The sequence below is a fragment of the Chitinophagaceae bacterium genome (assembly GCA_016713085.1).
In the GTDB taxonomy this organism is placed as follows: Bacteria; Bacteroidota; Bacteroidia; order Chitinophagales; family Chitinophagaceae; genus Lacibacter.
Window position 1 is genome coordinate 1 of record JADJPV010000006.1, and the last position, 12912, is coordinate 12912.

The 12912-nt window shown below is 40.3% G+C and carries 10 protein-coding genes and 6 pseudogenes; 3 read left to right on the top strand and 13 right to left on the bottom strand.

The features are described from left to right. Nucleotides 1-446: 446 nt before the first annotated feature. From IPK31_20830 to IPK31_20875, 10 genes and pseudogenes are all read right to left on the bottom strand, one after another. Nucleotides 447-644 (bottom strand): hypothetical protein, encoded by a 198-nt coding sequence (locus tag IPK31_20830; protein ID MBK8090156.1) that lies wholly within the window; start codon nucleotides 642-644, stop codon nucleotides 447-449. Nucleotides 645-804: 160 nt separating this feature from the next. Beyond that, complete coding sequence (locus IPK31_20835; GenBank protein ID MBK8090157.1) at nucleotides 805-2289, bottom strand: xanthine dehydrogenase family protein molybdopterin-binding subunit; 1485 nt, start codon at nucleotides 2287-2289, stop codon at nucleotides 805-807. A gap of 2 nt (nucleotides 2290-2291) precedes the next feature. Further along, nucleotides 2292-2759: a (2Fe-2S)-binding protein gene (locus tag IPK31_20840; protein ID MBK8090158.1), complete on the bottom strand. Its 468-nt coding sequence runs from the start codon at nucleotides 2757-2759 to the stop codon at nucleotides 2292-2294. A gap of 113 nt (nucleotides 2760-2872) precedes the next feature. Next, nucleotides 2873-4015: a carboxymuconolactone decarboxylase family protein gene (locus IPK31_20845; GenBank protein MBK8090159.1), complete on the bottom strand. Its 1143-nt coding sequence runs from the start codon at nucleotides 4013-4015 to the stop codon at nucleotides 2873-2875. Between the two features lie 30 nt (nucleotides 4016-4045). After that, a pseudogene (locus IPK31_20850) lies at nucleotides 4046-5074 on the bottom strand (alpha/beta hydrolase). Between the two features lie 48 nt (nucleotides 5075-5122). After that, nucleotides 5123-6155 (bottom strand): annotated as a pseudogene (locus tag IPK31_20855) (alpha/beta fold hydrolase). A 147-nt stretch (nucleotides 6156-6302) separates the two neighbouring features. Further along, nucleotides 6303-6902, bottom strand: a pseudogene (locus IPK31_20860) (aldo/keto reductase). A gap of 59 nt (nucleotides 6903-6961) precedes the next feature. Then, entirely contained in the window at nucleotides 6962-7219 is a 258-nt protein-coding gene (locus IPK31_20865) for a hypothetical protein (GenBank protein MBK8090160.1), read from the bottom strand. 67 nt (nucleotides 7220-7286) lie between these two features. Continuing rightward, nucleotides 7287-7690 (bottom strand): annotated as a pseudogene (locus tag IPK31_20870) (nuclear transport factor 2 family protein). A gap of 123 nt (nucleotides 7691-7813) precedes the next feature. Continuing rightward, a pseudogene (locus IPK31_20875) lies at nucleotides 7814-8666 on the bottom strand (aldo/keto reductase). A gap of 151 nt (nucleotides 8667-8817) precedes the next feature. On the opposite strand from IPK31_20875, the pseudogene IPK31_20880 reads away from it, so the two are divergent. Then, a pseudogene (locus tag IPK31_20880) lies at nucleotides 8818-9704 on the top strand (AraC family transcriptional regulator). A gap of 53 nt (nucleotides 9705-9757) precedes the next feature. Here the strand turns inward: IPK31_20880 and moaA are convergent. Then, nucleotides 9758-10738: a GTP 3',8-cyclase MoaA gene (moaA, locus tag IPK31_20885; protein MBK8090161.1), complete on the bottom strand. Its 981-nt coding sequence runs from the start codon at nucleotides 10736-10738 to the stop codon at nucleotides 9758-9760. Between the two features lie 23 nt (nucleotides 10739-10761). Then, nucleotides 10762-11589, bottom strand: a complete 828-nt coding sequence (locus IPK31_20890; protein MBK8090162.1) for an MOSC domain-containing protein — start codon at nucleotides 11587-11589, stop codon at nucleotides 10762-10764. Between the two features lie 123 nt (nucleotides 11590-11712). On the opposite strand from IPK31_20890, the gene IPK31_20895 reads away from it, so the two are divergent. Both IPK31_20895 and IPK31_20900 read left to right on the top strand, forming a co-directional pair. Then, nucleotides 11713-12012, top strand: a complete 300-nt coding sequence (locus IPK31_20895; GenBank protein MBK8090163.1) for a SelT/SelW/SelH family protein — start codon at nucleotides 11713-11715, stop codon at nucleotides 12010-12012. 5 nt (nucleotides 12013-12017) lie between these two features. Continuing rightward, a complete protein-coding gene (locus IPK31_20900; protein ID MBK8090164.1) occupies nucleotides 12018-12602 on the top strand; it encodes a molybdenum cofactor guanylyltransferase in 585 nt (194 codons plus the stop codon). On the opposite strand, the gene IPK31_20905 is transcribed toward IPK31_20900, so the two are convergent. After that, nucleotides 12588-12881, bottom strand: coding sequence for a rubredoxin (locus tag IPK31_20905; protein MBK8090165.1), 294 nt, complete (start codon nucleotides 12879-12881; stop codon nucleotides 12588-12590). The two genes, IPK31_20900 and IPK31_20905, sit on opposite strands and share 15 nt — an antisense overlap. Between the last annotated feature and the right edge of the window lie 31 nt (nucleotides 12882-12912).

Sequence of the window (12912 nt, forward strand, 5' to 3'; positions counted from 1 at the left end):
TACTAAAACATTTCAGAAGCCGATCATAAAACAATGGCTGGAATGTTTTACTTGTTTATGCTAAATTCTTTACTTTTTCTGTTTGATGGGTTATACAGATTACGGATTTACCTACCATATTACTGATTGGGAGGTGATGAGTAATTACAATACAGAACCGGATACGATCCCGCAAAAAACGAAATCGATTTTAAGCCAACTGTTCGGCGAATGGTAACTTGCGTAATCGTTTTCCGGTTGCTGCAAAGATTGCATTGCAAGCGCTGCTGCAACAGGCGGTAAGCAGGCTCACCTAAACCGGTTGGGGCTTCATCTGATTCCAAATTGTACATCAATTTCTGATGGTGCATCTTTCATGCGTAGAAACTTATAAAGATGAAAAATTTGTTTCGGCCACAGCACCATTCACAAATGTAATTTTCGGAAACATTGCATGGCTGATGCCATCAACAATTGAACCCTGCACCTGGTTCTGCACCGCTCAAATTAATTACACGACCACAGTTTACCGCACAAAACACTTTCTTAACCTTCGGTTGTCCATTTACCATTTGCACATCAACTACCTGCGCCACAAAGAACCAAAGGAAAACCAGGTTGAAAAACTCTGAATACGCCAGGCGTTTTTTGTATCCCTTGCTCATCTTCTACTACAAGTTCAATCACACTTTTATATTTCTCCGGATCGTAATTAATTTTTCAAACAGTTTGTTCTTTGCTTTTTTCAACAATTCCAAACGAAATGCAACCGGATCTTTTTCAATGCGGTGCATACTTCGTCCATAAAACTTTCGGCAACAAATGCTAATGTGTTTGCACCGGGTGCTCTCCACCAGCCTGTTGGTGTATTGCTTTGTGAAGCCTTGCCCCTCTGCACGGTAGTTTTGCAACAGCTCCTGCAACATAACTATCACCCCTCACACCACGACCAATACCAACACCTGATTGATGCCATGATAATAAATTGTCGACTGAGAGTGCCGCACGGTATCTCCACATTTCTGCCGGACGATAGAAATCATTTTGCATGTCATCTTCCCGTGTCCATTGTACCTGCACCGGGCTTTGTGCTGCAGCCGAGATCAACGCAGCTTCCACAGCATTATCAGTCATTAACTTTCTGCCAAAACCACCACCTTGTCGGGGCGATGAAATGGTTATATTTTCTTCCGCTATTCCTAATTGTTTTGATACTTCGCTTCTTACTGAACCGGGCACTTGTGTTGGACCAAACAATTCTACTTTCCCATCTTTCACATTCGCATAAAAATTCAGCGGCTCCATCTGTCCGAGCGACAGTGCAGGTATTTCATATGTTACATCAAGAATTTTGCAGCACCTTGTTTTCGCTGCATCAACATCTCCATCATTCCTGGCAGGTGCTGTTGGTGCAGGTTTTTCAAGCAAGGCTTTAAACGTTACAAAATGTTCTGCACTGTTTTCTAATTTTTCTCCTGCATTCCATTGAATCACCAATGCATCTCTGCCTTTTTTTGCAGCCCATGTTGATGTTGCAAGAACCGCAACTGCATTCTTGATCTTCACTACTTTTTTTACCCCTTCAATTTTCAACGCAGCGGCATCGTTTACTTCGCCCAATGTTTTTCCATAGGCAGGAGCACGGCTTACCATGGCGAACAGCATTCCTTCTCTTCTTGTATCAATTCCAAATAATGGCTGACCGGTTACAATTTTATGTGCATCTACATCAATAACACGTGTGCCGATGAGTTTAAATTCTTTCGGATCTTTTAAGGTTGGTTTAGTTGGCACTTCCAATTTCGCTGCAGCGGATGCCAACGATGCATAACTCAATTTTTTCCCACTTGCAGTATGTATTACTTCTCCATTTTCAACTCCGCATTCAGTTACAGGAACATTCCATTGCTGTGCTGCAGCAGTCGTTAACATTTCACGGGCTGTTGCTCCAACTGTCCGTAATTCAGTAAATCGTCCTCTTACCGATCCGCTGCCACCAGCAGTTTGTCTGCCCATTTTACTGTGTAATGGTGCTAATTCAACCTTGATCTTTTTCCAATCAACACCCAGTTCTTCTGCAATGATCATTGGTAACGATGTTTTTACACCCTGACCAATTTCCGGGTTCGGTGCCAGTAACACAATCGTACCGTCAGCAGCAATTTTAATATAAGCATTCGGTGCAAAAACCATTTCTTCCAATGCGCTTGCTTCTGCAGGCAGGTTGAATAAACTGAAACCAATCAGCATACCACCACCTGATAAAGCAGATACTTTCAGGAAGTTTCTTCTTGAATGTGTTGTAGCCATAATTATTTTGTGCTTTGTTGTTTGGCTGCTAAATGAATTGCTTTACGAATGCGGACATGTGTTCCGCATCTGCAGATATTTCCCGACATCGCATTATCAATATCCTGATCAGTTGGCTTGGGGTTTCGTTTTAATAATGCAGCTGCACTCATGATCTGGCCCGCCTGGCAATAACCACATTGCGAAACATCGAGTTCTTCCCATGCCTGTTGCAAAGGATGATCACCCTTTTCGCTTAATCCTTCAATGGTAACAATGGCATTATTTTTTACAGAAGAAACAGGTAATGAGCAGGAACGGATAGCTACACCGTTTAAGTGAACGGTACATGCACCGCATTGCGCCATGCCGCAGCCAAATTTTGTACCAACAAGATTTAAATGATCTCTCAGCACCCATAAAAGAGGCGTTGCAGGATCTACATCAACCGATAGCGTTTTACCATTTACGTTTAAATTAATTGCTGCCACGGAGGAATACTTTTAGGTAAGTTAGCTATTCTCCAAAACATAAAAACATAAATCAACCACAATTATATGAATGCCTGATTTGTGAAGACCAACGGGAACTGAATAAAAGAATTTTACCGGTTATTACTCTTGTACTCTTCTTCTGTTACGGGCTGCAACCAAACGACGGCATTTTTTTGCGTGTTGGTGATAGCAACTTGTACAAATCCTGAATCAACACTTGCTCCATGCCAATGAGTAACATTAGGCGGGCACTTTACAGTATCTCCTTTACGCAGGATTCTCTTTGGACTTCCTTTTTCCTGGTAATAGCCCACACCATCGATCACCAATAAAATTTGTCCGCCTGGATGATAGTGCCAGTTTGTTCTTGCTCCCGGTTCAAAAGTTACATTACCTACTGAGGTTTGATTAAGGCTGTCGCTACCAACAAGCGGCTGTAGGTAAGCCGTCCCGGTGAAGTTATTATTCGTGATTTTATTGCCTGTTGGGAAAATGAGTTCAGGTTTATTTTCCTTATTTGTTTGATGATTAACTGTTACAGCAGGACTTTTTTTCAACACAGTCTGTAACACATCATTTGCAGCAATGCCATCTTTTGTGGAAACTTTTGTTTGAATGATCGTTACCAGTTCAACAAGTTGTGCTTCTGTTAATCCATTGTAGATACCTACATTGAAATGTGAACGCAACTGATTTTCGACGCCACCTAAACCAGCCAATGCAGAAATGGTAGCAATCTCTCTTGTTTTCCAGTCAATATTATCCCGTCCGAAAATATCGCCAAACAAATGCTCTTTTAAAAACTGATCAATGGCTGGTGCAAATGCATACACTTCACCTCTTACAGGTTGCCCCACAAGTTTGGTTTGCATTTCTGTACCGAATTGCAGTTTGCTTTTATCAGTCGGCAATGGCTTTGGTTCTTTGCCCTGCACATCGTTGATTCCCTTTTGTTTTCGTTCTTTCAGCACATCCATTAAAGTGTGGAGTGCATTTAAGCTGCGGGGAAAACCTGCATAAGCATACAACTGTACCAACACTTCTTTTACTTCATTTACAGTTAAGCCAGCATCCAATCCATCATTCAATGCGTTGTGAAGTTTGGGCATATTCCCCTTAGCTGTGTATGCTGAAATAGAGACAATGCTGCGTTCTTTTTTACTCAGTGACATAGCAGTATCCGTTTTTGTTTGAGCAAACACTACCTGATTTATTAATACAAATAAACAGAAGAGTATTTTATTCTTTACCATTTTAGAATATTTATAAGTGCTTACAAATGTTTACCAAAAAGATACCAGTTTATTTACTGCCTGGTCTACATACTCCGGTTTCCAATAGGTTTGAATATGAGTAGCGCCATCAATTACAAATAATTCTTTATTCTTTGCATTGGTTGCTTTGCTGAATGCTTCATCAGTCATGTACTTTGTATCGGCCTTACTGCCGGCCATCATCAATAGTGGCTGGTTAATTAAATCCATATTTGTGGCAGCATCCCATGTCATCAGGTCCAGCAGACTACTCATCGTATATAAAAAGGTAGAGTTTACATGAGCATGCGTTCTGTAATAATATTCGTATCCTTCACGATAAAGATCAGTAGAGGTTTTAGCAATTTCTTCATCTGTTATACTTGCTACGCCTGCATAAATTATTTTACCACCTGCAGCTTCCTGTGCACGGGCATCAGAAGCTTTTTGTAATCGTTGCTGTATGGTATGCAATTGTGAATTTTGAAAACCATTGCGTCTTACCTCTCCAGAGTTAAACATACTTAATGTTGCCACTGCCTTAAACCTTTTATCGCCCTGTGCCGCTTTTAAAAAGTATAACCACCGCCACCACAAATACCTAAAACGCCTAAGCGGTTAGCGTCAACGCCGGCATAACTGGAAATAAAATCTGCCATGCCACGGATATCTTCAATTCTGTAAGCTGGTTTATCTGTATGCCGTGGCTCGCCGCCACTTGCTCCCTGGTACATTGCGTCAGCAGTAATAGTGATATAACCTGCCTCTGCCAAACGCTGTGCATATAGTCCTGCTGTTTGTTCTTTTATACCACCGTTAGGATGTGCTATCACTACTGCCGGATATTTTTTTGATGAATCGAAATTGGCAGGAGTAACACATTGGCGGCAATATCAATACCGTTTAGTTTATAACTGACAGGATGGATATTCACTTTGCCGAAATATTTTCTGTAATTGCGCCTTTGTAAACCAAACCGAAAAGTTGGTAATTTTGTTTGAGCTGTTGCGAATAAAATTGCTGACATAAAGAGAATAAAAAAAAGTTGGTATTTAAAATATTGTTTCATTGTCAATTTTTGTGTTATTGATTTTTTTTGCTGACGATTTAATCAAGGTTTTTTTCTTTTATCCATTTTGACATGAGGTCAGCTATTTCAATATTGTTTAAATCAGAAAAGGGAAAATGTGTGTTCCTTTAATTCCCACTTCGGGCAAATGAACCACCGTTACATCTCCCCATGTTTGTTAACAACATCCCGCCACTGCTTCGCCATTGCAAGCCTTGCCCGCCAGCCATCAACACCTGGATTAGATGATTGTGTTGTGGGAATGTTATCACCATAATAAATGATGATTGGAATTTTGGTGAGTTTTAAAAAGTCTGACAAAGGAATTGCAGAAGCGGTTAGTGTGCCACCTGTAAATTCTATTGGTGCAGGAACTTCAGCTTCAGGAAATAAAAAACCACTGCCCGGTTCGTATGAAACAATCGCTTTTACATTTTGATTTTTTACCGCAGTAATCCAACCCATGCCGCCAGCATGTGAGTGAGTTACCAAAATAGCTGCACCAATCTTATTAAAAAGTGCGGATGCTGCATCTGTTGTAACGTTGATATCAATTGGACCAATGTTTGGAGTCATAGCCCGGAAATATTGATTAAGCGTATTGCTGTCATGGGCAAATTGCACGCCTTCAAAATAGGTTGGCCAAATGCCGATACGAAAAGTACTGAACCATTGTTGTTCATCAGGCGTTGCGGCAATACTACCACCTGTAATACTACGGCCTGCATTTCCCCTTCTTGGTTGATCAAGTATGTAAACAGGAAAGCCACGACGAAGAAAAATATTTTGATAACCTTCTCTTCCATCGGGAGTTGTTTCCCATGTTTTAGAAAATTGACCAATGCCATGCCACATTACTAATGGATACTTTCGAGCCTTAACCGGAACCTGGTAAAAAACATAAGCATGGTCTCCATGATAAGTTTGTCCATCTGGTGTTGGCTTGTTTGGATTAAATACGCCGTTGTTAGTTATTACTGTGCCGCCAACTGCAAAGCTTCCCTGCTCCCGTATGCTGATGTATTTACTGTCAACTCTTTTCCTGTTTGTTGCACAGGACGTCAATAACAGGGGTTGCCATAACGGATAAGAACAGCTGCCTTTTTTATTCGATCTGATCATAGCTTTATTTTTTGGAGGCCTCCACATCAGACATATTGAGTACGCCCTGCGGCAGGCGTAGTCCTTAATTTCAATCTTAGCTAAGTCGGTATTGAAACTTGTCCATTCGTCAACACTCAACCGCACCTGATCGGCGCCGTTATTTTCCAGCATGTGTGCCATCTGTGTTGTACCCGGAATAGGTACTATCCACGGCTTTTGTGCAAGTAGCCATGCAAGAGAAATTTGTGCAGGTGTAGCCGATTTTTGCACAGCCCACTTTTTAATCAATTCTACAAGGGCCAGATTGTTCGCCGCCACGAATATCACCAGCGGCAAACCTTGTATTTGCGTCAATAGCTCCTGTAGAAAGCCAACACCCAAGGGGCTCCACGGCACAAAGCCAATGCCAAGCTCCTCACAAAGTGGAATAACTGCTTTTTCAGGGCCACGCCACAGCAATGAATATTCATTTTGAATAGCAGTAACCGGGTGAGTGGCATGTGCCCTCCTGATAGTTTGTATGCCCGGTTCAGAAAGACCGTAATGCAATACTTTTCCTGCTGTAATTAAATCTTTAATAACACCAACAACATCTTCGATAGGCACTTCACGATCTACCCGGTGTTGATACAACAAATCACGTGATCGGTGCGTAAGCGTTTCAGCATTCCTTCCACCTTCTCCTTCAACTTCTCCGGGCGGCTTCCGAAGAATTTTGTTTCGATCACTATTTTATTTCGAAAAGATTCTACGGCCTCAGCGTAACACCATTATCAAAAAGCTTTTCGAATAATATTGATCATCTCTGGCCGGTAAGGTATAGTGGTTTGATAGGTGCGTGGCATATTTTGCACACCAAGGCCAATGCTGGATACTTCCAATGTACCACCCAATTTACGTTTCCCCATTTTTTGGTTCGACAAACTGGTTTGATTATTTTTCTGATTTATTATTTGAGCACCGGCTGTTGAGGCCAATAAAGTTCCTCCTGCTAATGCAAGCCCATTTTTAAAAAGCTTTCTACGGTTCATGACTTATTTTTTTTGATTTTCAATTGATCCAAAATTCCCGATTCCTTTATAAAAAATTAAAATTTTATTACTTCATTTTAACCGGCCTCATCAACTTTGAGAAGGTCAGTGACCCCATCTTCCATTTGCCATTCTCCTTGATATATACCTCAGTCACCATAAAAGGATTGACAACTTCGTTTCCACCCCACCACCGCGAATAAGTCGATATCGTTCAACAGGATGGCTGTATTATCGAACATGTTCACTATAACTGAGTACACTTCGGCTTGCTTGTACCATATGCCTCCACTTTTGATCACATTGATCTCCTGTTGCTTTCCCCAGCTTCCACCCATGTGTACAAACATGGATTTTTCATGAAAAGTATTGTCAGTGAATCTCCATTTTTATCTGCCATCCATTGCCATTTTTGTTGGAGAGGTTGATGATTTCCTGTTGTGCAGAAGTATTAACATTGGCAGTTTTGATTGTCTCTGTTGGTGGCTGCTGTGCGTAGGACGATTGTACACTTATTATTACTAAAAACAGTCCGAGCATTTTTTCTTTCATATAATTTGTATTTACAGGTTTACATCGAAATTTTTAATTTGATTAAATATCAACTTTTACTTCTCCCAGCCATTTTACCATTGCCGGATCACGATGATCAAAAAAGCTGCTTGTTTTAGTGTCGAGTGTTTTAACAGCTTCCATATCATCTGCACTCAATTCAAAATCAAAAACATTGAAGTTCTCCACCATTCTTTCTTTACGAACTGATTTTGGAATGGCAACAACACCTCTTTGTACAAGCCAGCGCAGAATAACCTGTGCAACCGATTTGTTGTATTGATCAGCGATTGAAACGAGTAACTCATCAGAGAAGATATTGTTTTTCCCTTCTGCAAATGGTCCCCATGATTCTATCTGAACTTTATTTTCCTCTAAGAATTTTTGTGTTTCAATTTGCTGGTTGAACGGATGTGTTTCAATCTGTTAACAGCGGGCACAATTTCATTGTGAACAATTAAGTCAATCAATCTGTCAGGATGAAAATTGCTTACACCAATTGCCCGAACCTTTCCTTCTCTGTACAGATCCTGCATAGCCCGCCATGTACCATACACATCACCAAATGGTTGATGCATAGGAATAAATCGAGATAGTCAGTTTGTAATTGTTTTAAAGAATTCTCCAAAACGACTTTTTGTGCCTCTTCATAACCGTTTGATTGTATCCACACTTTGGTTGTAATAAACAAATCTTCTCTTGCCACAGCACTTCGTTTTATCGCTTTGCCTACCGCCTCTTCATTTCCATAAGAAGCAGCCGTATCAATCAACCGGTATCCTGTTTCAATTGCATCAACTACACTTCTTTCACATTCTGCTAAATCTGTTACCTGGAAAACGCCAAATCCCAAAACCGGCATCTCTACTCCATTGTTCAATTTTATTTTTTCCATTTTTTGTTATTGTATCGCAAAGGTCTTCGCATTTTTTTGCCTGTTTGGTATACAGATTACGGATTTAACTACCAATTTCACTGATATTGCAACCTCCTCCACCGACCGTCTTATGGAATGCTTAAATTTGTATCACACAAAAAATGCAGCTATGCAACAGACGTACAGGTTTGATACCGTAAGCAGCTACAATGCACTGAACAACCAGGAAACATTGCATCCTTTGGTAAGTGTAATTGATTTTTCAAAAGCAAAACCCCGGTCGTGGGAACTATGGTCTTTACTGTATTTTTTGAAAGAAATAAAATGCGGTGACTTAAAATACGGTTGCAATTACTACGATTACCAGGAAGGCACTTTGGTTTTTGTTTCGCCTGGCCAAGTGTTGGAATTTGAAACTGATGGAAAAGTTTATCAACCAAAGGGACATGCCTTAGTGTTTCATCCTGATTTAATTCATGGCACTTCACTTGGAAAGCATATTCAGGATTTTAGTTTCTTCGGCTATCAGTCGAATGAAGCACTTCATTTATCAGAACGTGAAAGACAAATCATTATGGACTGCTTTTCAAAATTGAATTTGAATTACAACAGTCTGTTGACAAGCACAGCAAGAAACTGATCGTCTCAAATATTGAATTATTCCTGAATTACTGCGTTCGTTTTTATGACCGCCAGTTTATTACCCGTGATAATGTGCACAAAGGAATTTTAGAACGCTTTGAAAATTTGCTGAACGATTTTTACCGGTCAGAAAAACCACAAACAATCGGTTTGCCTTCGGTAGCATATTGTGCAGGTGAATTAAATTTATCCGCCAATTATTTTGGCGACCTCATTAAAAAGAAACAGGCAAAACAGCGCAGGAATATATCCAGTCAAAAGTGATTGATGTGGCAAAAGAAAAAATATTTGACCAAAAGCAAATCGGTAAGTGAAATAGCTTACGAGTTAGGCTTTAAATATCCCCAACATTTTACACGCCTCTTTAAGCAACGGGTTGGACAATCGCCGAATGAATACAGAATGTTGAATTAAGTTATTGTTTTTTTGTCCTTCCGACGAGGGCGTCTGACCTGGCGTACTTTCTTCTATCCCCCAATTCCAATCATACTTCTGTTATGAATGCTTTCTGCATTGATGTGTTCAAAGTCGGCAGTGAATTGTCCGCCAAGCTCTTTTGCTTTTGCTGCAATATTTTGCTCGATGAGTTGTGTTACATCTTGCCCGCTTCGTAAAGCAGTTAGCAGATCCATTTCCTTTTCAGCAAACAAGCAGTTTTTCATTTTACCATCTGCTGTTAAGCGCATGCGGTTGCAACTGCTGCAAAAAGGCGCACTCATGGTACTGATAACAGAAAATGTTCCGGCATGACCGGGAACGATATACCCCTTCGCTGTATCATGCTCTTCATTCTTTAACGGGAGAAAAGAATATTGCTGCTCTACAACTTGCAATATCTCTTGCCAGGTGAATACCTGGTTGCTTGTCCATTGGTTACCGCTGAAAGGCATAAACTCAATAAAGCGGACATGCACAGGTGTATCTTTTGTCCATGCAATAAAATCGTTGATCTCACCATCGTTCAAACCTTTCATCACCACAGCATTTACCTTTACATGAAAGTTGCGGTTGATGAGCAGCTGAATATTATCATACACTTTGAAAAACTGATCTCTTCTTGTAAGATGCTGAAAAGTAGCAGCCTGCAATGTATCAAGACTTACATTGAGTGAACGCACACCTGCTTCTTTCAGCACATCAACAAACTCATGCAGTCTTGTGCCGTTAGTTGTGAGTGTGAGTTTAACAGGCAATTTTGATAACCGAAGAATAATATCTGCCGCATCTTTCCTTACCAATGGCTCACCACCTGTTAAACGGATCTTATTTACACCCAGTTGTACAAATGTTTTTGCCAGCGATTCAATTTCATCTGCCTGCATTAGATTTGCCTGTTTCGTAAATTCATACTCCTCTTCAGGCATGCAGTAGAAACAACGAAGGTTACAGTTATCGGTTAACGATATCCGTAAATAATTATGTACACTGTTATATTGATCAATCAGCATATTGTTCTTTTTATAAGAGATGATCAGGCATTCAAATGCAGTGACGCTTTTGTTTGCACAACTTTCAACTCATCTCCCACCTGAATCACACCTTCTTTTTTGTATAAAATATTTTGTCCGAAATATACGTTGTTATTTGCTGCCCTGTATGTTGATAATGTTTTCAGCGGCTCTTTTGCTGTAATGCCCGTTTCCTGGTCGGTGGTTGTGGTTACACATCTTGCACAGGGTTTCACAGCATAAAAATCAGTTCCACTGATCTGAAAATGTTTCATGGTATCTTCTTCAAACGCCTCTCCACCTGTGAAAACAATATTGGGACGAAAGCGGTTCATTGGTACTGGCTTTTCCAACCTGCTGTTCAAATCATCCAGCGATGCCTGACCTATCATTAGCACAGGAAACGCATCAGAGAAACCGTTAATATCATCATTCAATGCATACTCAGCATTCACTTTTCGTTTGGTGGCATCGGGCATATACACCAGTTTGCAAACATGATTCAACTTTTGAGAAAACCATTGATTTGCCTTATCACTCATTTGCATTGCATCACATACATCATCCCATACCTGCACTTTTATCATTTCATTTCCGGCTGGGTACAAGTTAAGACTGATCTTATCTGTTTCATTGCCCTTTTCATAAACGGTTAATTCATTTGCATGAATGGCTGTACGCAACAACGCCATTTGAGGATATACCCGTTGTGTCATAAACCGGTTTTCTTCATCCACCAGCATCCAGCGGCGGTCGTGCTCAAAACCCCTGTCTGTTAACCGGGCATTTGTAAGCTCAATTCCGCCTAAGGACTTAATGGGGTAAACATATAAATGAGTGACTGTAAGCATCCATGAAATTACTGTATTTGCAAATGCTGCCCCATTTCACTTTTGCACAAAGAATAATTTTTACCCGGATAAAATAACAGTAATTTTATAGTGCCTTTTATCCTTAACAATCAATTAGAAAAAATGAAACCCGTTATTACCATTGAATACTGTCCCAAATGCCACTGGCTTTTAAGATCGGCATATATGGCGCAGGAATTACTTACCACATTTGAAAATGAACTGAAAGGAGTAACACTTCAACCAAGCGAGGTAAGCGGCGACTTTCATATTTCTATTGATGGCAAGGAAATCTTTAACCGGAAAACCTATGGTGGTTTTCCCGAAATAAAAGAACTGAAACAACTCGTAAGAGATCATGTAAGCCCGGGGAAAAGTTTAGGTCATGCTGATACCAAACCTCATCATCAAAGTTCCCTTTAACTGCAATGACAGGAATTATTTTATGTGGCGGACAAAGCTCCCGGATGGGCAGCGACAAAGGCCTGTTGAAACTGGAAGCAAAAACATGGGCACAAACGGCTGTTGATAAACTCAGCACATTAAATATTCCTGTAAAACTATCTGTTAACAGGCAACAGCACAATGATTATGCAGAAGTATTTACTGCCGGTGATTTAGTTGTTGATGCTGCTTCACTTCAACTGCATGGACCTTTGCTCGGTGTATTAAGCAGTCACCTCCAATATCCCGGTGAAGATTTATTTGTATTTGCCTGCGATATGCCGCTGATAGAACCAGCTTTACTCAAAGAACTTTATACACATTACGAACAAAATCCGGATCATGATGCATTTGTATTTATGAATGATCATGAACCGGAACCTTTATGTGCTGTTTATACGGCAAGAGGATTATCAACTATTTTCGAAATGTTACAAAGCGGCCATTTAACAAAACACAGCATGAAGTTTATGCTCGATCATCTTTCTGTGTTTACTGTTCCATTAAAAGAGGAACAGAAAAAACAATTCCGCAATTTTAATGCGCACGCCGAATTAAACGGGTTGTAAACCCAATGTTGATTTTTCAATTTTTACAAAGGCTTCTTTTTCCGCTTCACACAAAGAACAGGAATAATCATCTGGCAACAATTCAAAATTTACTCCTGCAGGAATATTATTTTCTGGCTCACCAATTGTTTCATCATAAACTGTGAGGCAGTGCCTGCACTGATGTACATAAACGGCAACAGCATTCTTTTCTGTTTCTTTTTTACCGGAATAACTTTTTGAGCAGCTTTCGTTTTGCCTGCACGGTTCTGCTGAAAAGCAAGAATAGAACGGTGCAATTGTTCCGCCAATAAAAACTTTGGATTATTTC